This window comes from Spirosoma liriopis, assembly GCF_023196085.1.
Lineage (GTDB): Bacteria > Bacteroidota > Bacteroidia > Cytophagales > Spirosomataceae > Spirosoma > Spirosoma oryzicola.
In genome coordinates this window covers 372,025-393,415 of sequence record NZ_JALPRF010000002.1, presented here as the reverse complement: position 1 = coordinate 393,415, position 21,391 = coordinate 372,025, and the positions used below count along the sequence as shown (strand labels likewise).

Below are 21,391 nucleotides of genomic sequence, written 5' to 3'. Positions count from 1 at the left end.
GTTCGTTTGTTTGCTTACTTTTTTGTGTCAAGCTGTTTTCCCGGCAGCTGACAAATACGACCAACAAATTACTAATAGAACCTTACCTCTACGCTCATGCGAAAAATTAAACTGGCACTCTGCGACGACCACACGCTATTCCGAGTCGGTATGGCTACTATCCTGGGCCAGATTCATGACTTCGAACTAATTCTCGAAGCAGGAAACGGACAAGATCTCATCGATAAAATTCCCCGAAAAACGCCGGATGTCGTTCTACTGGACCTGCAAATGCCGGTGCTGGACGGTACAGCAACGGCTGATTATCTCCGTGAGAATTACCCCCTGGTCAAGATTGTCGTGCTCACTATGCACGATGAAGACCGGATGGTGCTGCACCTGCTCGAAAAAGGAGTTAGCGGGTATCTGCTGAAAGATGCCGAAGCGGGTGAAGTGGAAAAGGCGATTCGGAAGGTTATGGACGAAGGCGTTTATTTGAACGAATTCGTTTCCAGAGCGATGCTTCGCAAAATGACTAATAAAACCACGGTTAACAAACCAGCCAACTCGTTTTATAACAGTAAAATTCTCCTTTCCGAACGGGAGAAGGAAGTACTAACGCTGATTTGCGAAGGGCTGTCAACGAATGAAATCAGCGAAAAAATCTTTCTCAGCCCGCGTACCGTTGAAGGGCACCGGCTACGCATTCTGGAAAAAACGGGCACCAAAAATACGGCAGGTATGGTAGCCTACGCGTTTAAAAACAGCCTCGTGTAACGTATGGTCATTGTGGTGTCGGGTACTCCTACCCGGCACCACAAGAACCAACGACTCGTTTATAAGCTTCCCGTCTTACCGCCATCCACCGGAACGTTGATCCCATTGATCGACGCGGCTGCGGGCGTACACAAAAACGCGACGGCGGCTGCTACCTCTTCAGCGGTTGAAAACCGACCCGTAGGAATTTCGCTTTCCATCTGAGCCGACACTTCGTCTTCCGTTTTACCCGATGCTTTGGCGCGCATGGCCAACACGGAGTCCAGACGGGCCGTACGCGTATAACCGGGCAAGACGTTATTCACCGTAATGCCAAAACGCGCGATCTCCAGCGACAACGTTTTAGCCCACTGAGCCACCGCTCCCCGGATGGTATTCGACACGCCCAGCCCCACAATGGGTTGTTTGACTGACGTAGAAATGATATTCACGATCCGGCCATAACCGGCTTGCTTCATAGCAGGCACCACCGCCTGAACTAAGGTCTGATTATTGAGCAAGTGGTTGTGAAATGTATGCGTAAACTCTTCCGGTGTGGCGTCGATGATAGGTCCCCCTGCCGGACCGCCCGTGTTGTTAACGAGGATGTGTACGTCTGGAAACTGGGCCAAATGATTCGCGACCGCTGTTGCAACGGCTCCCGGCTGGCTAAAATCAATGACCAGGTATCGATGTAGTTGCCCTTTTGTCGTGTCCAAGTCAGCCAGTGTGGTCTTGAGCGTTTCTTCATTCCGGGCCATAAGCACAATGTTAGCACCCAACAGCGCTAATTCAATAGCCGAAGCACGGCCAATCCCTTGGGTGCTCCCCCCAACAAGAGCGGTTTTTCCAGTTAAATCAAGATTCATTGCGTTCGATTCGTTACGTCAGCCAAACGGCTGAGGTTTCAATTTTTGACGCTTATTTGCGCCCATAATCGTAAACAAACAAATTTTAATGACACCTTCCTTGCTAAAAATAGCAATCACCGGCATTGTCAGCTGTCTGTTCATAAGTCTGACGGCCTTTGTTATACCTTTCTCAGTAGGGGTCACTACGGCAAGAAATGCCTCTACAACGGGTGCTCCAGTTAACCATACTCTCTACGACAGGTTGCTAAAAAAGTACGTCAACGAAAAGGGTCTTGTCAATTACAGAGGTTTTAAACATGACCAGAAAGAGCTGACAAAGTATCTGGACATGCTTAGCAACAATCCACCAGCGGATAAGTGGTCCAGAAATGAGCAGATGGCTTACTGGATCAATGCGTATAATGCCTATACCATCCAGTTGATTTTGAATCATTACCCGGTCGCGAGTATTAAAGACATCGGTTCTAAAGTTCAGATACCGTTTGTAACAACGCCCTGGGCGAGCAAATTCTTTAAAATCGGGGGTAAAGACATGAGCCTTGACCATATCGAGCGCAGTGTGCTGCGCAAGCAATTCAACGAACCACGTATTCACTTCGCGTTGGTACCCGCAGCCACGTCAGGTCCTCGCCTACGGAATGAAGCGTACCAACCCGACAAACTTAGCACTCAGTTAGACGAGCAAGGCAGCGACTTTCTAAACAATCCGGCCAAAAATGCCATTAGTCCACAAAGAGCGAGTCTTTCAAAAATTTTTGACTGGTACAAAAGCGATTGGCAGAAAAGTAATAAATCGGTTGATTACTGGGTAAATCGCTACTCGTCAGCAAAAATCAATCGGGATACGCCAATCTCTTATCTGGATTACAACTGGGGGTTGAACGAGCAATAACCAGACGCTAACAAGGCCAGGTGGAACTGTAGCCTTTCGATATTGTTTCTGCTTACTGCAAGCTCGGTTACTGTACACAATTATGCCTAAACGAATTTTATATTGGTTCCGAAACGATCTGCGCCTTCACGATAATGAAGGGTTTGCCCGCGCCGTCGAAATGGCGGACGAGGTTCTTCCGGTGTATGTTTTCGAACCACGCTGGTTCGACGAATTATCTGAGCTTGGTTTTCGCCGAACCGGGATTTACCGCGCCAAGTTCATGATTGAAGCGGTAGCGGACCTGCGTAGATCACTCCAGGCCAAAGGCGCCGATCTAATCATACGCGTCGGCCACTCGGCCAAAATACTGGCTCAGCTGGCGGAAGAAATTGACGCGGAAGCCATCTACGCCAGCAAAGAAGTTGCCGAAGAAGAGACGGATACGGAATCGGATCTAAGCAAGCTGCTCAAGCCAATCAACATTGACATTGATCTGTTCTGGGTATCGACGCTGTACCACGTTCGCGATTTACCGTTCTGGGTTTCACGACTGCCCAAAAGCTTTACGGAATTCCATAACTCCGTTGAACCCTATACCGCCGTACGGAAACCAATCGCCGAGCCCCAAACGGTCCGGCTCGTTCCGGGAATTCCAACGCAGGAGCTACCTTCACTAGCTTCGTTTGGTTTTTCGGACGTGGATGAGGCATACCAAATCAACGAAAATACAACTAGTCGGTACGCGGGCGGAGAGACGACGGGAGTTCAGCGGCTGCATCAGTACATCTGGGAAAATGAACTCGTTAAAACGTACGAGGACGCCAGAAACGGACTACCCAGCGACGATTATCCATCGAAGTTTTCGGCATGGCTAGCGCTGGGTTGTTTGTCTCCTCGACTGATTTATCAGGAAGTTATACGCTATCAGGCCGACCGCGCCAGAAACGACTCGACCGAGCGTATTCTATCGGACCTGATTTGGCGCGACTTTTTTCGGTTTACCGCTCTCCGGTACGGATCAAGACTTTTCAAACCAAGCGGAATACAGCAAAATTTGAATAAGCCATGGCTTCGTGACAAAACTCTCTTCGAACAGTGGGCTGAGGGGAAAACGGGAATTCCCTTTATTGACGCAAACATGCGGGAGTTAAACGCGACAGGCTTTATGTCTAACCGGGGTCGGCAGACCGTCAGCCGTTTTCTCGCTAATGACCTGGGCGTTATCTGGACATGGGGTGCGTCTTACTTCGAAAGCTTGCTTGTCGATTACGATCCTTGTACAAACTGGGGTAGCTGGAACTACGTCGCCGATGTAAGCAATGATCCCCACGAAAACCGCACAATCAACGTGTATGATCAGGCGGTGCGTTTCGACGAAGCAGGAGAATACGTTAAGCGCTGGCTTCCGGAATTAGCGGCTGTTCCGGCAGAAAAAATTCATTCTGTTTACAACTTATCGGTTGCCGATCAGGCACAATATGGGGTTACGCTGGGCGACACATATCCCCTACCAATCATCAACCCAAACCGGTGGGCAACAGCGGAAAAAAACCGTTGACCCAGTTTTAAGTTTACATCCTAACAAGTTTTGTTCAACTTTGACTCAATAACACAGTACCATCCTAAAAAACCATGTCAAGAACATTAATTATTGTGATCGTTGTCGCCCTGATTTTGGGCATGTACGGTTGTAGCTCCTATAACGGCCTTGTCCAGAGTGATACCGAGGTACAGGAAAAATGGTCGCTTGTACAAACGCAATATCAACGTCGGGCCGACCTTATTCCGAACCTCGTACGAACGGTACAGGGAGCCGCTAATTTTGAGAAAAGTACACTGACGGCTGTAATACAGGCCCGAGCTAACGCAACTGGGATCAACCTGAACGCGGATCAACTGACACCGGAAAACATTCAGAAATTCCAGGCTGCTCAGGATCAGCTTAGTGGTTCTTTATCGCGGTTGTTAGCAGTAGCGGAGAACTATCCAAATCTGAAAGCAAATCAGAATTTCTCGGAGTTGCAAGCCCAGTTGGAAGGAACCGAAAACCGTATCGCTGTGGCACGTAACGACTTCAATGGATCGGTTAAAACCTACAATCAGTCCGTGCGGTCATTCCCGAACAATATTTTCGCCGGTATTTTTGGCTTCCCCGTAAAAGGCTTCTTTGAAGCGTCGCAGGCAGCTCAAAGCGCACCGACCGTGCAGTTCTAAACCAGTTTCCGCACCCGTGAGCTATGCACAACAGGCTCACGGGTGCGCAGATTGTTGCCCCGGCCATGAACAATCCATTTACTCCCGAAGATCAGCAACGCATTGTAGATGCCATCCGACAGGCTGAGAAAGCCACGTCTGGAGAAATTCGGGTGCATGTTGAGCAACATTGCCCGACTTCAGATCCTGTCCAACGCGCTATCGCCGTATTCGATCAGCTCGGTATGCGCCAGACAAAAGAACAGAACGGTGTGCTGTTTTATCTGGCGCATGTTGACCGCAAGTTTGCTTTAGTCGGCGATAAAGGTATCAACTCGAAAGTACCCGCCGATTTTTGGGCAAGCACAAAAGAGTTAATGCGCAGCCACTTTGCAGCGGGTCAATACACCGAAGGATTAAGCCGAGGCATCGAAAAAGCCGGACAACAACTGCGGCATTATTTCCCGTATGATGGCGAAACCGATACCAACGAACTCGCCGATGAAATTTCGTTTGATTGATAACTTCGTGAACGTATCCACCTTCCTATACCGAACCGCCCACACGATTAGTCTGGTCATGCTGTTGTTTTTTATGGCATTACCAAACCATCTGCTGGCGCAGGATTCATCAACGGGCACTCCTAACGCTGTCATCCCTGACAAACCGAATCCACCGCGTTTGGTGAACGACTTTGCGGGTATCTTGAGCGGTAGCGAGCGCAATCAGTTGGAGCAAAAACTCCGTGCCTATAACGATTCCACATCGACACAGATCACTGTTGTTATCGTAAAAACCACGGAGCCTTACCCCATCGGCGATTTTGCCTTTCAAGTCGGTAGAAAGTGGGGGGTTGGACAGCAGGGCAAGAACAACGGCTTAGTCCTTGCCTGGGCAACGCAGACGCGGAAAGTTTTTATTGCTACTGGCTACGGCCTCGAGGGAGCCATTCCCGACGCCATTGCCAAACGCATTATCAGCAACACCATTGTACCAGCATTCAAGCAGGAGCAGTACTATCAAGGCTTAGACAAGGCAACTACTGAAATTATTCAGCGTGCCAGTGGTGAGTACAAAGCGGATCCGAAGGAGCAGTCAGATGGCGATGGGGCGGGTTTCCTGATCTGGATTGTCATCATCTTCGTTATCATCTTCATCATCTCCCGGCGCAACCGAGGGGGAGGCAATGGAAGCAACCGGGGTGGAGGTTTCTTTCCGCCCGTCTTTTTCCCTACCTCGACGTATTCCGGCTGGGGCGGTTCACGCGGAGGTGGCTGGAGCGGTGGCGGTGGTGGCAGCGACTTTGGCGGCTTTGGCGGTGGGAGCTTCGGCGGTGGTGGCGCGGGTGGTGATTATTAAACGCCGTTACGACCGGAATTACGATTTTGGGTTAGTGGTGCCGCTAGATACGTTGCGCCAACTAAGGACGCCAATAGCAAAATACCAACGATCTCAAACGGGACGACGTATTCGGTCATCAGTTGCTTGCCAATAGTACCGACCGTTGTTTTCCAGCCGACTGGACGAGTTAAGAGCGAAAAATTAGCCCGCGCCAACAACGTATACAAAGCAACAAACAATCCACCTGCTACGCACAAAGCGAGCAACCAGGAGTACGTTCCGGCACGGTTCAAGGCAGGAATGCGGTTAGGCGACTGACTATCTGCGTTTGATGATGCGTTCTTTTGAGTAAGCATCACGCCGAAAATAACCAGCACCAGCACCCCGCCAACGTAGATCATGATTTGGGCCACTGCCAGAAAATCAGCGCTCGCCAGCACGAACAGTCCTGCCACACCAAGCAGCGTCAACAACAGGAAAAAGGCCGCATACAGTACGTTTCGGGTTAGTAACACGGCTAGTGCTCCGCCTATCGTCAGGGCAGCAAATCCATAAAAAGCGAGTTGAACCACAGATCTTCCGTTTGTCTAGTTATTCTGATGCCGTTTCGTCATCCGACGCCGGTTTTGGAGGAGCTACTTTGGGCTTCATCGTTGGCCGAAAAGCGGCTTTAGGCTTGGGCGCTTCCTCCGGCTGAGTTGCTGAGCTCTGGGCAACAGTACCTTCCGACGACAGCCCTTTTTCTGGTTCAGAAACCGGTGTACCCTTCGGCTTCATCGTCGGGCGAAAAACCGGTTTAGGCTTATCGCTTTCCTCTTCTGGTTTTTCTGAGATTACGTTATCCGTTTCGCTGCTTTGTGGTTCAGCCGGCGTTGGCACAGGTTCACTTGCCTTCGGCTTCATCGTTGGCCGAAAGGCGGGTTTTGGCTTAGGCTCTTCAATAGCTGCCTCTTCTGCATCCTGACCAATCGACTTTTCCGATGATACGTCGTTCGCTGGTTCACTGGGAGGTGCAGCTACTTTTGGCTTCATGGTCGGTCTGAACCCACCCGCAGGCTTCGGCTTGGCATTCTCATCTTCGGATGCCGATGAGCTTTCCTTGCTTACGTTCTCAACAGCCTCTGTCTTTTCATCCTCACCACGGAGCGCAGTTTCGTCTGTTTGAGCCGATTTCGGTTTCATCGTGGGCCGGAACGCCGGACGCGCTTTCGGCTCTGGTTTACTTTCTTCGTTGGTCAGCTGTGCTTCTGAATCCGCTGGTAGGTCGTTAGCGACCGGTTTGGGTGGCTTCATCGTTGGCCGGAATCCACCTGGCGCTTTCGGCTTGGGCGTTTCTTCCGCTGCTGAAGGATCAGGTTGCTCAGCTGGTTTTTCGTCAGCTGGTTTTGGCGGTTTCATCGTTGGCCGGAATCCACCTGGCGCTTTCGGTTTTGGTGGGGCTTCGGCAGGCTTCTCCCCTGTCACCAGTTCATTAGTAACATCGTCAGTTCTCGCTTCGTTTGGAACCTCAGTAGGCGGATTCGCTGGTTTTTTCGTTGGGCGGAATACAGGCCGTTTCGTCGTTTCCAGACCGCCCTGGGCAATCTGCTGCATTTCGTCCGGCGTAGCGTCCGTTAATGGGTGCTCAATAGATGAACCCTCCGAGTTAGCGGGTTCAGCAGGTGGCGGAGTTGCGGCTGGCTTGGCGGTGGGCCGGAATGCCGGTTTGGGCTTGGCAACAGGTGCGCTTTCAGCGGTTGGTTGGGCTGCGGCTTTGGCGGCTACCTGAGCGGCTTTCTGCTCTTCTTTTTCGCGAAGAAATTGCTCGTACAGGGATCGTTTTTCGTCCGCTTGTTCAGCCGTCAGGTTCGAGAACTCATACGTTAATTTTCCAAGCTCGAACTCGCTGTAGTCGAACTTCTTGTCCATCGTCAGACACTCAGTTGGACAAACGGCTGTGCACAGACCGCAATAGCAGCACTTAGCCATATCGATGTCGAACTTGGCCGCGTACAATCGAATTGGAGACCCATCAGAAGCCCGTCCGACTTCTTCTGTGGCTTTAATAGCGTCGATAGTAATGCAATCGACTGGGCATACTTTAGCGCATTTATCGCAAACGATGCAATCCTCAATTTCATTACGAAGCCGATAACGACCATTGTCGGGAATAGGAAGCTGCTCGTGCGGGTATTGAAGCGTGACCAGCCCATTTTGCTGATCAAAATAATTGGCGTCGGCAATTCCTTCGGGCGTCCGGCGATGCGTTGCATTGCGTATGTGTTGCAACGTCAGACTTAATCCCTTGAGTGTAGTCCGAATACCGGACTGTATATCGTCAAAGTAAGACATGGCAAAAGAGGACCGATCGATTGAATGCCGTTCGACTTTTCAATCGATCAGTGATTATATAGCGGGAAATCGGTCGGGTTCGCACTCACTCATCAGTGAGTACACCGTGTCGATCACATCATCAACGCTTGGCTTCGAAAAATAATCCCCGTCTGATCCATACGGTGGACGATGGGCCTTAGCCGAGATTGTTTTAGGAACGGAGTCCAGGTAGCGATAGGCGTTTTGACCTTCTACTACCTGCTGCATCATGTACGCCGACGCACCACCGGGAACATCTTCGTCGGCGAAGATAACGCGATTTGTTTTTTTTATGGACTCAACAATGGAATGATGGACGTCAAACGGCAACAACGACTGAACATCGATAACCTCGACGCTTATGCCCAGATCGGCCAGCTGGCTAGCGGCCTCCATAACAAATCGGCACATTGATCCATATGTAACAACCGTTACGTCTGAACCGCTCCGCAGTATTTCCGGCACCCCAAGCGGTACACAAAACTCGGCTAGATTGTCGGGAAGCTTTTCTTTAAGCCGGTAGCCATTCAAGGATTCGATCAGCAAGGCTGGATCGTCTCCTTTGATCAGCGTATTGTAAAAGCCAGCAGCCTGGGTCATGTTACGCGGTACCAGTACGTGCAGCCCACGCAAGCTACCAAGCATCGCACTCAGTGGTGATCCTGAATGCCATATTCCTTCCAGTCGATGGCCACGCGTCCGAATGATGACAGGCGCTTTTTGACCACCTTTGGTACGGTAAAGCAACGTTGCCAGATCGTCGGTAAGCGTCGCTAACGCGTAATAGACGTAATCGAAGTACTGGATTTCAACGATCGGCCGCAAGCCCCGCATCGCCAGCCCAATGCCCTGTCCAATGATGGTTGTTTCACGAATACCCGTATCGGTAATTCGGATTTCGCCGTATTTTTCCTGCAAACCAGCAAACCCCTGGTTTACATCGCCAATCATACCCACGTCTTCTCCCAGCGCAACGACCCGAGCATCTCGGGCAAATAAGCTATCAAAATATCGCTGCATCAGCACATAGCCGTCTACCTGTACAGCGTCGTCGGCGTAATGCGCGGGCACAGCCTCTACCAGCATCGGCGATTCGGGCGAATGGCTATAAAGGTGTGAGTTGTACCGATCAGCATTCGCTTCGTTGGTTCGTTCCAGCCATGCTTTCAGCTTTTGCCGGGCAGTCCCTGGGTCGTTCCGAAGTATTCGCAACGCTTTCCGGACAGTGGAAACAGCATCTCGGCGCAAGGGATTGACCGTTGTACGTAATTCCTCCCGAAGTGCCATTAGCGCAGCCGATTTTGAATTATGCCTTGCGGTCTGCTGAAGTAAAGCCAGCGCAGTCTCAAAATCCTCTTTCATCGACGCTTCGGATGCATGCCAGGCATCAAGCCGAGCCTTCTTAGCAACTTGTTTGGATTCCGCTTCGATAGCTTCTAACTCATCGCTTGTGGCGTAGCCATTCTCGAGAATCCATTGGCGAAATATCCGGTTACAGTCTCGGTCCGCTTCCCAAGCAAGTCGTTCTTTCGACTTATAGCGTTCGTGCGAACCAGACGTCGAATGGCCCTGTGGCTGCGTGAGTTCTTGTACGTGAACCAGCACGGGCACATGCTCTTCCCGGCAGATACGAGCGGCTTGCTGATACGTTTCCAACAACGCTGCGTAGTCCCAGCCTTTGACGGTAAAAATTTCGATTCCTTTTTCCTCTTGTCCATCGCGTTGAAAACCGGCCAACGCCTTTGAGATACTCCCTTTCGTTGTCTGGTACTCAACGGGCACCGAAATACCATAGCCATCATCCCAGATCGACATCAGCAGTGGTACCTGTAAGACCCCAACGGCATTCATTGCCTCCCAGAACATGCCTTGTGACGTAGACGCATCGCCAATGGTAGCAAACACGATCTCGTTCCCGTTGTGAGAGAAGCTGGTCATCTCATGCAATGCTTCGTTGTTTCGAAAAAGCTTCGATGCATACGCTAATCCAACCGCTCTCGGGATTTGCCCGGCTGTCGGTGATATGTCGCAGACAGAATTAAACAGGTCTGTTTGATTAAGCCACAGCCCTTGGTCATCGAGCCAGCGAGTAGCGTAGTGTCCATTCATGGACCGCCCCCCCGTATTAGGCTCGGCCACTAGATCGGTATGGGCATACAGCTGGGCAAAAAATTCCTGCCAGCTAAGTTCACCCAAAGCGGCTACGAACGTTTGGTCGCGGTAATACCCCGAACGAAAATCGCCCCGACGAAAAGCGCTGGCTGCTGCAATCTGCGCCAATTCTTTGCCATCGCCGAAGATTCCGAATTTCGCGCGTCCGCCCATAACGTCGCGCCGACCTAATAAACTTACCTGTCGGCTTTCGCAGGCCATTCGGTAATCAGATAGGATTTTTTCGCGAGTTAAAATATCAGTCGAGCGGAGTTGTTCGTTTGCTATCACAGCGGAGCTACGGGTTGAAAGCGTCCAACATTTAATTTCTCATAGGGTGCGAATGATACCCGCTTTCGAGCGTCATGCGAAAGTAAATTTAAGGCAAAACAACCCAGCTTTCAAAAAAACGATTTTTTCTGTTTCTTTGTTAGGTCAACAGCAGGCAGTTAGCATTTGGCAGACTCTTTGCTCTACAATCGATTTACTGAGTATACTAGTAAAACAACCAAACCATAATTCCGTTTAGTCCAATGAAAAAGTTTTTTTCACTTTTCGTAGCTTTATTTGTGTTTGTCGCAGTAGGCTACGCACAGAAGGGAGTCCTGAAGTTTGCTAAAGAGACTCACGACTTCGGTAAAGTTGAGCAAGGCAAGCCAGTAACGTACGTGTTCGAATTTAAGAACTCGGGTACTGATCCTATTGTCATCAATGATGCTACGGCTTCTTGCGGCTGCACCAAACCAAATTGGACGCGCGAACCAGTAATGCCGGGCAAAACGGGTACGGTATCAGCTACATTTAATGCTGCTGCGGCTGGTCCATTCAATAAATCGGTTACGGTAACAAGCAATGCCGAGGCCGGTCAAACTGTTCTTTACCTGAAAGGTGAAGTCGTTGCTCAAAAAGATGCTCAAACAGCGGCTAGCCCTGCTGCAGCTCCTGCTGGCAAAGACAAAAAGAAATCACGCTAACACGCTGAAGGGTTAATAGTGTGGTCACGAAAGGCATCTGGTTGTTTACCGGATGCTTTTTTTTGCTTCTTACTAGAAAGGTTACTCTTCCGCCACTTTCAGCTATAATGCCCGTTTCTGCTGCCAATAAACCGATAATCTACGGTTCATGAGCAGCGGAAACGGGCATCTTTCGCCAAAAGCGACTTACTAATTTTGCTTTGTAGCTGTCAAGGCAGTCAACCACGCTTTACAGGCAGCGGGCCAAGTATTCAACGAGCCAAATTTTGCCGTACGAAGTCCGTATCCATGCCCACCAGTTGGATAAAGATGCATCTCGACGGGTACGTTGTTTTTTAAACAGGCCAGATAATAGCTAATGCTGTTTTCAACGGGTACCGCTTTGTCGTCCTCCGAGTGAACAAGGAATGTCGGTGGCGTTTGATTGGAGACTTGTAGCTCGTTGGAATAGTACGCCAGCATCTCGGCGGATGTATTTAGCTTTCCCAATAATTTATCCCTTGAACCCGTATGGGCTTTCTCTCCCAAGGTTATCACGGGGTACATCAAAATCGCGAAGTTTGGTTTAGCCACTTCATTCGCTTTAGGGCCACGGTGGTAGTGCGTTGCCAGCGTAGAAGCTAGGTGCCCCCCCGCAGAGAAGCCCATAACCCCTATCTTGTTTGGATCAATATTGTATTTGGTTGCGTTTTGCCGAATCAGGGTCATTCCCTGCATGGCGTCCAGAAGCGGCACCTCCTGTTGATTGGTCATGATCGCTTCGTTGGGCAGCCGATATTTCAGTACAAAAGCCGTTATGCCCATCTCATTAAACCACTTGGCAATATCAACGCCTTCGTGGCCTGATGCAAGAATCGAATACCCGCCACCTGGGCAGATCATCACAGCAGTCCCCGTTGCGTTGTTCTTGGCGGGCAGGTAAGCCGTAAGCGTCGGTACGGATACGTTACTGATCCGCATGATCCCGTCATTCCCAGGATCTGATTTCTCTTCGATCTGTGCCCCAGCAATAGCATTGGGAATGGCTCCATCAGGCCATAACTTTATTACTTCCTGCGAATGAGCCGTTTGCGTTAGGAGCATGGTTAAAAGTGTAGTAGCGAATAGATTGCGCATATAAAGGCGTAAGGTTAGCAACAGGGCCGATGATAATTGCATGAAAAAGCCGACACTCAGGTCGGCTCTACTCATATTTCTGCCTCCGTTTCTTCCGCAGTGTCCGTACTTTTTGAATCACTTCGGAGAACATCGATGAGCTCTTTTACCCGATATACCGTTTTGTTGTATTTATTGCCTAGCATTATGATGACGTACTCATCTTTTGGACTAAACCAGAACATGGTGTTATACCCTTTCCACCAGCCTGAATGGTAAATAAATTCAGGTTGGTTATCTTCACCGAGCATCATTCGGAAGCCGTAGCCGTAATTCTTTGCTCCTTTTTTCTCGAAGCTCCGCGGCACAAAGGCTTCCTGCAATGTCTTTTTCTGTAAGACACAATCGCCATTGAGCGCTCGATACCATCGAAATAAATCGCCGATGGTTGAGTAAATACCTTTATCACCGACGACATCATCATAGTAATCTTTCGGTATTCGTCGGTTCCATTGATAACCTGCCGTTTTATGCTGATTGAACAACTCATTTTTTGTCGTCGCCACAAAGGTCTGATGCATTCCCAGCGGTTCGAAAATTGTAGCGTGTATGTACTCTTCGTAGCTTTTACCCGACACTTTTTCGATGATTGACGCCAGCACCATGTAATTGGTATTACTGTAGCTAAAACCACGACCAGGAATGTTGTAGGCTCTGGGAGTAGGTTTCACTGTGGCGAACCAATGCATAATGGTTGCATTGGACGGGTAAGGTTTTTCTTTTTTGTAGAAATTAACCTTCATGCTATCATCGAAGGCATACTGATAGTTCGGCAACCCGCTTCGGTGGCTCAGCAATTCTCGAATCGTAATACCGTGATAAGGAAAATCAGGATAGAATTTTTGAATAGTATCTTCAAATTTCAACTTACCCAGCTCGATAAGCTTGAGTGTACCGACAGCCGTGAACGTTTTTGACAGCGATGCCAGCTGAAACTTTGAATCATCGACTAGTGTATCCCGTTGCCCCCGCTCGAAATGGCCCAAGCCGAAGCAATGCTTGTAAAGGACCATTCCCTTCTGTGCTACCAGAACGTTACCGTTTAGACCTTCACGTACTTTCTGCTGAAAGATGTGTTCAATCTGCTGAGCTTTCTGGTCAGCATGGATTTCCTGTCGAACAGCCGCTTGTTGTTCAGGTGTGAGAACCTGCTCGTCGGCACAGTTGCGCAATTCTTTTGCTGACTTATCTAACTGTTTTTGCGTGCTTTGCCCGCAAGAAAAAATAAGGTTTAGAAAGACTAATACGCTTATTACACTTACTATCCTGTTCATCCTCGCCATCCTACCCCTTACTTGACTAATCTCTGTACGCACAAAAATAAAAACCTTCGTCAAATGCCAAGGATAGGTTTGCCCAAAAAATAAAACTGAGTTTAAAAACTTATTCAGCGCACTTACCAACGATGGTTAGCCTTTTGAAAATCCGAACGCTTGTCTGCTCCGGAAGATAGCTTCTTGTTGGCTGGTTTCTGGCCTAAAAATCCAACTTTACGTATTCCCAGGTAAGCACCAACGCTTCTCGGCAACAATTCACCTACATCAGCAGCGACGGAAGCATTTATTGTAGAGCCGCCTAGAATGCCTACGGGAACGGCCAGCGATATTAATCCTGAAAACTGACGAGGTAAACTAATGAATGGAATATCATACGTTCCAGCATTAATACTATAGGACAATCGTGTTGTCAAATCGATCTTATCGACTATCAGAGCACTAAGACCAACATGAAAAGCACTAACCCGATTATTAGCAATAGCGGGACTAAATCTAGTCAGATTCGGATTGATTTCAGCCCTTGGTGCTAGAAATGGGGTTCCTATCGTACGTCCAAAGTACGTCCATCCATCTACAAACTGGCTATGGTTAAAATAATTATCTCGACCTCTACGCTCCGGGTCATCAATAACAAATTCTGCCCCCCCCTGGCTACCAGTAAAAAGATACTCGAACGTAAACTGCCGGAGAAAAAAGGCAGACCCAGTTGGCTGATTCATATTCTTAATACGAATACCGTTTAATCCATCCTTCAAGTTGGTGCCGTAAAACAGAGAGCCATCGTCGTATAAGAATTGTCGATAAGCATACACATTCCAGTTAGCCAGATCAATATCAGCGGCTATGTCGACAGAGCCCAAATGGTTACCGATTCGATTATCTTCAAAGGATGTAAGATTGTTATCGGTTGCGTAATCGTTGCCCCGCGTCCCCAAAACGACGTTCGGGTAGTAACGCAAACTAGATGGCAATTTCCCATCAACAGCAACAACTGGCCCTAAAACATTTGGATCAGCATATCCAGCCCAAATTACTTGGTGATTAAAACCTCCGTAAAAACGAATCTTCCAAGACGGCTTCCCTAATCGCAGATACAGGTATTTTTGGTGTAAGTAAGAGCCTTTTACTAAACGATCTGAATTTTCGAACCATCCGTGTGACCAAGCGCCCAGCACTGATATGACGCCTTTTGTGAACGGAATTGATGTGAATGCAGGTAAGCCAATCTGAACTTTGGGTATGGGAAGCGCATTACCTGACCAAGCATAAGCTCCGGTAGTTAACAGCGTATCAACTAGACCAACAACTTCTTTCCGACGACCCGCATAAATCTCAAAAGCGCCTAATCTCCCCTTAATATATGCTTCAGCTAACAGTAGTTGACTCATTTGACCTGCGTTCGATACTAGATTCAGGCCATACCCCCAATCAGCTTTTGGTCGATGCCCCGTACTGTCCGCTGATAAGTAATCGGCGCGTAGGCTTACATTCATACGGAGCAAGGGCGTTTGTAAGGGGATTGTACCGTATTGATTCGCTCTTAACCAGAATGGCGTCTGACTAGAAGAAATCATTCCTCCCGCTTCTACATCGTATTGGTTAATGCGTTGGCTATAAGAGGCAGATACAGGGAAGAGCAAAAGCCATAGATAACAAAAGCAGCAAAGGACAAATCTCATAAAGTGAAGGAATAGATCAATTGCCCCAATTGGCATCAGGGTCATTTTCCACGGCCCTGCATCATTACCCGGACTGTCTGGGCGATAATCCACATATCAAACAAGAAAGACCGGCGTTCAGGATACAACAAGTCATATCGCAAACGCTGTACCATTTCTTCAATATTGGCCGCATAGCCAAATTTAATTTGGCCGATCGACGTGATGCCAGGTTTAACTTTGAGTAAGGTTTTATATTCTGGAGCAACCTCAATAATTTGGTCAATAAAAAACTGACGTTCGGGGCGAGGGCCAACAACAGACATATCTCCCCGTAAAACATTGTAAAACTGCGGTAATTCATCCAAGCGGGTCTGACGCATAAACCACCCCCAGGGAGTGATTCGGCTATCCCGGTAACCTGCTGACAATACAGGACCGCCTTGCTCCGCATTAACATACATACTCCGAAACTTGTAGATTAGAAAGGGTTTTCCCCCTCTACCAATACGTTCTTGCGCATAAAAGACGGGTCCTTTTGATGTTACTCGCGTAATTAACGCCACCAAAAGAAAGAAGGGAGCCCCAAGTACTATTACTCCTAACGAAAAAGTAATATCAAATCCTCGCTTAAGGGTGTTAACCTGAAAATCAGCTAACATTTGTGAGGACAGATTTAGCACGGGTAGAAAATCGTGGTATTCAACCGACGCCCCACGAGCTAGAAATCCCCGAAAATCGACTAACAACTTAACCTGATAATCAACAGCTTCCGCATCATCTACAATTTCCTTTAGCCGACTGTTGTCAATATAAGGCATACAGCAGTAAACACAGTCAATCTGATTAACACGGACGTAATCAACCAATTGGTCGTAATTGCCTTTCAGTTGATCGACGGTATCGGGAGTAGGGTCATCGAAATAGCCTTTAAAATGAAATCCCATTTCGGGATGAGCGTCATAAAAACCTCGAATCGTGGTCGCTAACTTTCCATATCCTACAATGATATACCGTCTGTTATTATACCCTCTAGATCTGTATTCCTTCAAAAATAGTAACCCTCCTATTCGAAAAGCAATTCCTAGAGTAGCGAACAACCCGTATGTAATCGCTATATGTCCACGCGAGTAATAATAGCCTTTGACAGCTACCCAATATATTGCAATAATGGCCACGTGTATGGCCATCAAAATAAGCATTTTTTTGATCAGATGATCGGCTTTGAATAGTTGCCGGGGAAATATATAAGGCTTGGATACGAGGATTTCAGCTAACCAGATCAGATTAAAAACCCACCATAACGTTACATAGGGTGGTTCGAAGACGGGAGATATCGTTCCAAACTTAATTCCGTATGCTCCAACAAAGGCTACATTGAGACTCAAAAAATCAACAATAATGTGGAGCGGAAAGAGTAATATGGAATAGCGATGCCTCATAATATACTTATTTACCGTGCAAGTCCATTACAACACTTACTCTCTGTTTAGACAACGAAGATAGCATTCAAGGTGTAGCAGCACTTCTTAAAATTATCCTACGGTTTAAGGACTTTGCTTGCAATGTAGCAATTTTTATCCAATTTGCTGACATGTCACCGTGAGAGTATTAATAGATTAGATAGCGTATTATCGCGTCAACCAATTTTTCTTTAAACTAATATACCCCCCTACGCTGTTTTGATAAAACGTTCCGGCGTCAACGGCAATACTTCCCGTAAGTTGGATACCACCCAAAATTGCTACTGGAGCAACGAAACTAGCAAGACCAGAAAACTGGTTACGAATCGAACGAAACGGATAATCGTATGTACCTAAATTACGGCTGTAAGATAGCTTTAGCTGGTACGATATGGGACCCTCAAATGCATGCCCTCGAATCGGTAAACTTCCAGCAATCCCCGTATGGAAGACATAGACTCGATTGTTTGCCGTAAACGTACCGTACGGGTATTGATCTTGTGGTCCAAGCGCAGGTGCGATAAATGGCGTGCCAATGGTATGTTTGCGGTAAGCCCAACCATCTCGGTACTGCTGATGATTAAAGTAATCATCTTTACCTCTTCGATCAGGATCATCAATAACGAACTCAGGGCCACCCTGACTTGTCGTATTCAAAAACTCAAATAGGATGTCTCGAACCACCGCCCCTGGATCATTCCGTCGAATTCGTATTCCATTCAAGCCGTCAGCAATGTTGATTAAGTAAAACAGTGACCCATCTTCATATATGTTCTGCCGATACAGATAAAGTGTATGACGAACCAGATCTATTTCGGTAGCTATGTCTACAGAGCCAAGATGGTTCCCTACCCGGTTTGTCAAGTCAAAGTATGTATATTGCTGTGTATCAGTACGACCTGAATTTAATGTGCTAACCACATAGAAGTAATTCGTCAGACCACTTGGCAATTTTCCGCCAGCAGGAATCGTGCCTGGTATACCTGTTGTATCGGTTGCACGCCCACCCCAAACAGCTTGATGGTTAATTCCTGCATACACCCGTATCACATCGCGCTCTCGCCCAAAACGTAGATACAATGATTTTTGATGTAGCATTGTGTTTTGGATATACCCTTTACCATCTAAGTAACCATGCGCAAACGTTCCCTGGACGGACACCCATCCTTTTGTAAAGCCAATGGGCGTAAAAACGGGAATAGCTATTTGTATCTTAGGGACAGGCATCGCATTACCCGACCAGGCATATGATCCTGTCGATAATGTAGAATCAGCCAAGCCGAATTTTTCGCGCTGCCGCCCGATATACGCTTCAAAAATTCCCCGCCTTACTTTAATATACGCTTCTGGCAGTAACACGTTTCGCTCGTAAGGCAATTGGCTCTGCGGAGTGTTTAAAATGACATTTAGGCCATAGGCAAAATCATATTTTTTACTACGCCTACGTTCAATGTCATAACGGCTGGTGTCATAATCGCTGTAAACCCCAGCTCGATAGGTCACTACAGGCGACTGATTCGGAACAATTCCGTATTGATTAGCTCTTAGCCAAAATGGTGTTTGGGTAGAGGAGGAAAAATAAGTTCCGATTTCAGCACTATACTGATTAGGCGAATGAATTGACTGTGCTTGCAAAGAAGAAGCAATAATGTAAACACCAAGTAGCAGAAGACCTGACTTTAAGCAATCACACATTGATTGTCGGGTAGAGTAGAGAATGAATTTGCAATAATAATGCCTTAAGTCCACGTTTATTGTTAGCACGCTTTCTTTTTGAGGCTGCGCATGATTAAGACAATTGTAAAAATGAGAAAGACCCACACATTCATTGTGTAGGTCCTTCTCTTACGATTCAGGCTCTAATAAAAGATATTATTTTTTTATAATGCGATTAGTTGCCTTTTGTTGATTGGCTTCTACGATAGGAATGTAAACGCCAGCATCTAGGTTAGACGGTTTCCATTCTACATGATGTTTGCCTGCTAATTGGCTCTCATCTTTCACTAGTTGACCAACAACTTTACCCTGAGCGTCTATAACCCATAGATTTACGTTGCCGTCGGCTGGTAAATAATATTCGATTCGTGTAGAATGTTCAAAGGGGCTGGGATAAGCCTCTAACTTTAATGCAATATCCCCTTCAACGCTCACGGGCCGAATATCAGCAGTAAATGTACTACCGGTCTTCGCTTCGAATCCTGCCAATAGCGTAACAGATCGCCCCGCTTTATAACCAACGACGCTAGCTGTTCCTACTGTATTCGTAGCTTCAATCGTTTCGACTGCCTGCTGCGTATATTTACCAACTTGTTCATAACTAAGTTGAACACGAAGATTTTTGGGAGGAATCTGCGCGAAGCCGTTTAATGCCAGACCGCAACCCACTACTATAGCTAGTGTTTTCATGTTATTTGCGAGTTTTGGTTTGCATTCTATTAATACGGTTCTCCAATCGGCTGCTTTTCTGTTTTAATGCGTCATTTTGCTTCTTCAACTCAATGACGTAGAGAGTCAACTCTTCTACTTTCTCGAGAAGCTTTGCCTGCATCTGACCAACATCGACACCTTCCTTCACCACCTCTTCCGCAGATGGAACACCTGGCAAGTGCTTCTCCCGGTTGATGTACCTCTCCACCTCTTTCAAGCCCCGCAGCCTGTAGCCGCTCTCGAACACCCGGTCCGACCAGTCGGTAGTACTCTTCACCGCCACCTTCACCTTCTCGGTCAATACCCCATCAGCTACATACAACCGGTAGCCAGCGGGAGTATTGCTTACGCCAGGACCGATCACTACCCCCCCAGCGTTGGTGTTCACCAGATTGTCGCCTGACGCCTTCCACTGCCCTTCTTCAGCTGCCAGACGGCCCGATCCGCTGAGGCTACCAAGCACTACGTCACCCTGAGCATTGACCGTCAAAAACTTGGTTTGATTGAGCGCTGTTGCCGTCGAGGAAGAGGTTAGATTAGTAAACCGTAAACCGCTGCTACCCGCAGTGCCCTGAGTAATCTCCAGCTTGGCATTCGGCGCGGATGTACCAATCCCTACGTTGGCATTGCTGCCCAAAATTACACTGTTACTGGCAGTGGCCAGGGCGTTGTAGCCTAGCACCGTCACGTTGTTCAAGGTGGCACCAGCCGGTACACCAGCATTGTGGCCAATGAACGTGTTAGCGCTACCCTCCAGATTCTCCCGGCCAGCATAGCTTCCTATGTGGACATTCGAGCCTCCGCGCTTGTTTTTGGCTCCTGCCTCCGAGCCAATGAAGACGTTGAAGTTGCCTTCTGTGTTGGCCAGACCCGCTCCGTTACCGATAAAATTGTTGTTGGCCCCTACGGAGTTGTTTTCGCCCGAGGAGCTGCCGATGAACGTGTTGTAAGCGCCTACGGAGTTGTTGTAGCCGGCTCGTTGTCCCAGGAAAAGGTTGGCAATACCGTTGCTGTTGTTGTAACCAGCGGTGCTGCCGATGAACACGTTGGCACTGCCCGATTGGTTGTTGCGGCCTGCCTGATAGCCCAGAAATGTATTGCCTTGTCCAATAGACCCATATCCTGATTCGAATCCTACGAAAGTATTTTGCGAACTCGTTGTATTAGATATCCCAGCTCTACTTCCCAGAAAAATGTTAGCATTTCCCGAAGAGTTAGCCGAACCGGCTAAAGATCCAGCGAATAAATTATCGTTACCGTTAGTGTTAGAAGAACCGGCGTCTGACCCTAGAAATGTATTGTCATTCCCCGCTTGATTTGCATAGCCAGCGCCTGCACCAACAAAAGAGTTGTTATTGCCTGATACGTTATAGTATCCAGATCTGTACCCGGCGAATAAATTATTATAACCTATTGTATTTGAGTAACCCGCCGAAGACCCGAAAAAAGAGTTATTGTTACCTGATGAATTCGTAAATCCAGAAGAATATCCTAAGAAGGCATTCCCCTGACCAGAAGAGTTGCTCTTCCCTGCACTTGCCCCTATAAATACATTTTGCGTACCAGCCATGTTTGAAACTCCAGCAGCCCTACCTACCATTAGGTTGCTGGCTCCACTCATATTCTGATTACCAGCTCCCACACCCACTAATGTATTATCAGATCCAGGTGTAGTTGAAGCAGGCGTAGTTGAAACGTAATTTGTCTGTGCGCGCAGAAGAGTAGAACTAGCAGCTAAGGAAATCAGTACGTAAAATATCTTTCTCATATTTAATATTTTTTTACAAAGAAAGTCTGTTTTAGGCAAATTACAACAGTTTTAAACATGTTTTAAAGTCTCTTGTTTAGCAGATTATGGCCTTGCCACCACAAATATTTTTAAGTGTTTAAGCTTGAATTAAAATCTAATTTGGCTGCGT

The 21,391-nt window shown here is 47.8% G+C and carries 18 protein-coding genes; 7 read left to right on the top strand and 11 right to left on the bottom strand.

Annotation, left to right across the window (positions count from 1 at the left end):
• The first annotated feature begins 96 nt into the window (after nucleotides 1–96).
• On the top strand, nucleotides 97–756 hold the full coding sequence (locus M0L20_RS10740; protein WP_232560902.1) for a response regulator transcription factor: 660 nt from the start codon (nucleotides 97–99) through the stop codon (nucleotides 754–756).
• 59 nt (nucleotides 757–815) lie between these two features.
• On the opposite strand, the gene M0L20_RS10735 is transcribed toward M0L20_RS10740, so the two are convergent.
• Complete coding sequence (locus M0L20_RS10735; protein ID WP_248476927.1) at nucleotides 816–1,604, bottom strand: SDR family oxidoreductase; 789 nt, start codon at nucleotides 1,602–1,604, stop codon at nucleotides 816–818.
• Between the two features lie 88 nt (nucleotides 1,605–1,692).
• On the opposite strand from M0L20_RS10735, the gene M0L20_RS10730 reads away from it, so the two are divergent.
• From M0L20_RS10730 to M0L20_RS10710, 5 genes are all read left to right on the top strand, one after another.
• Nucleotides 1,693–2,499, top strand: coding sequence for a DUF547 domain-containing protein (locus M0L20_RS10730; RefSeq protein WP_248476926.1), 807 nt, complete (start codon nucleotides 1,693–1,695; stop codon nucleotides 2,497–2,499).
• A gap of 82 nt (nucleotides 2,500–2,581) precedes the next feature.
• On the top strand, nucleotides 2,582–4,039 hold the full coding sequence (locus tag M0L20_RS10725) for a DASH family cryptochrome (RefSeq protein WP_248476925.1): 1,458 nt from the start codon (nucleotides 2,582–2,584) through the stop codon (nucleotides 4,037–4,039).
• A 74-nt stretch (nucleotides 4,040–4,113) separates the two neighbouring features.
• Complete coding sequence (locus M0L20_RS10720) at nucleotides 4,114–4,695, top strand: LemA family protein (protein WP_248476924.1); 582 nt, start codon at nucleotides 4,114–4,116, stop codon at nucleotides 4,693–4,695.
• A 23-nt stretch (nucleotides 4,696–4,718) separates the two neighbouring features.
• Nucleotides 4,719–5,195: a TPM domain-containing protein gene (locus M0L20_RS10715; RefSeq protein WP_248476922.1), complete on the top strand. Its 477-nt coding sequence runs from the start codon at nucleotides 4,719–4,721 to the stop codon at nucleotides 5,193–5,195.
• Nucleotides 5,176–6,033 (top strand): TPM domain-containing protein, encoded by an 858-nt coding sequence (locus M0L20_RS10710; RefSeq protein ID WP_435531827.1) that lies wholly within the window; start codon nucleotides 5,176–5,178, stop codon nucleotides 6,031–6,033. Before M0L20_RS10715 ends, M0L20_RS10710 begins: the two co-directional genes overlap by 20 nt.
• Here the strand turns inward: M0L20_RS10710 and M0L20_RS10705 are convergent.
• From M0L20_RS10705 to M0L20_RS10695, 3 genes are read right to left on the bottom strand one after another with little or no spacing between them, the layout of a single operon-like run.
• On the bottom strand, nucleotides 6,030–6,587 hold the full coding sequence (locus M0L20_RS10705; protein ID WP_232560896.1) for an NADH-quinone oxidoreductase subunit J family protein: 558 nt from the start codon (nucleotides 6,585–6,587) through the stop codon (nucleotides 6,030–6,032). The genes M0L20_RS10710 and M0L20_RS10705 overlap by 4 nt on opposite strands.
• A 19-nt stretch (nucleotides 6,588–6,606) precedes the next feature.
• Nucleotides 6,607–8,346 carry a 4Fe-4S dicluster domain-containing protein gene (locus M0L20_RS10700; RefSeq protein WP_248476920.1) on the bottom strand — a complete coding sequence of 580 codons (1,740 nt, stop codon included), beginning with the start codon at nucleotides 8,344–8,346 and terminating at the stop codon, nucleotides 6,607–6,609.
• Nucleotides 8,347–8,400: 54 nt separating this feature from the next.
• Complete coding sequence (locus M0L20_RS10695) at nucleotides 8,401–10,809, bottom strand: alpha-ketoacid dehydrogenase subunit alpha/beta (RefSeq protein WP_248476918.1); 2,409 nt, start codon at nucleotides 10,807–10,809, stop codon at nucleotides 8,401–8,403.
• 242 nt (nucleotides 10,810–11,051) lie between these two features.
• On the opposite strand from M0L20_RS10695, the gene M0L20_RS10690 reads away from it, so the two are divergent.
• Nucleotides 11,052–11,492 (top strand): DUF1573 domain-containing protein, encoded by a 441-nt coding sequence (locus tag M0L20_RS10690; protein ID WP_232560893.1) that lies wholly within the window; start codon nucleotides 11,052–11,054, stop codon nucleotides 11,490–11,492.
• Nucleotides 11,493–11,681: 189 nt separating this feature from the next.
• On the opposite strand, the gene M0L20_RS10685 is transcribed toward M0L20_RS10690, so the two are convergent.
• The 7 genes from M0L20_RS10685 to M0L20_RS10655 all read right to left on the bottom strand — a co-directional run bounded on the left by M0L20_RS10685 (nucleotide 11,682) and on the right by M0L20_RS10655 (nucleotide 20,517).
• Nucleotides 11,682–12,608 (bottom strand): alpha/beta hydrolase, encoded by a 927-nt coding sequence (locus M0L20_RS10685; RefSeq protein WP_248478070.1) that lies wholly within the window; start codon nucleotides 12,606–12,608, stop codon nucleotides 11,682–11,684.
• A gap of 71 nt (nucleotides 12,609–12,679) precedes the next feature.
• A complete protein-coding gene (locus tag M0L20_RS10680) occupies nucleotides 12,680–13,819 on the bottom strand; it encodes a serine hydrolase domain-containing protein (RefSeq protein ID WP_248476916.1) in 1,140 nt (379 codons plus the stop codon).
• A 224-nt stretch (nucleotides 13,820–14,043) separates the two neighbouring features.
• Nucleotides 14,044–15,603: a capsule assembly Wzi family protein gene (locus tag M0L20_RS10675; RefSeq protein WP_248476914.1), complete on the bottom strand. Its 1,560-nt coding sequence runs from the start codon at nucleotides 15,601–15,603 to the stop codon at nucleotides 14,044–14,046.
• Between the two features lie 41 nt (nucleotides 15,604–15,644).
• Nucleotides 15,645–17,024 (bottom strand): sugar transferase, encoded by a 1,380-nt coding sequence (locus M0L20_RS10670; protein WP_248476912.1) that lies wholly within the window; start codon nucleotides 17,022–17,024, stop codon nucleotides 15,645–15,647.
• A gap of 189 nt (nucleotides 17,025–17,213) precedes the next feature.
• Entirely contained in the window at nucleotides 17,214–18,866 is a 1,653-nt protein-coding gene (locus tag M0L20_RS10665; protein ID WP_248476910.1) for a capsule assembly Wzi family protein, read from the bottom strand.
• A gap of 51 nt (nucleotides 18,867–18,917) precedes the next feature.
• Nucleotides 18,918–19,451 (bottom strand): T9SS type A sorting domain-containing protein, encoded by a 534-nt coding sequence (locus M0L20_RS10660; RefSeq protein WP_248476909.1) that lies wholly within the window; start codon nucleotides 19,449–19,451, stop codon nucleotides 18,918–18,920.
• A gap of 1 nt (nucleotide 19,452) precedes the next feature.
• Nucleotides 19,453–20,517 (bottom strand): bZIP transcription factor, encoded by a 1,065-nt coding sequence (locus tag M0L20_RS10655; RefSeq protein WP_248476908.1) that lies wholly within the window; start codon nucleotides 20,515–20,517, stop codon nucleotides 19,453–19,455.
• Between the last annotated feature and the right edge of the window lie 874 nt (nucleotides 20,518–21,391).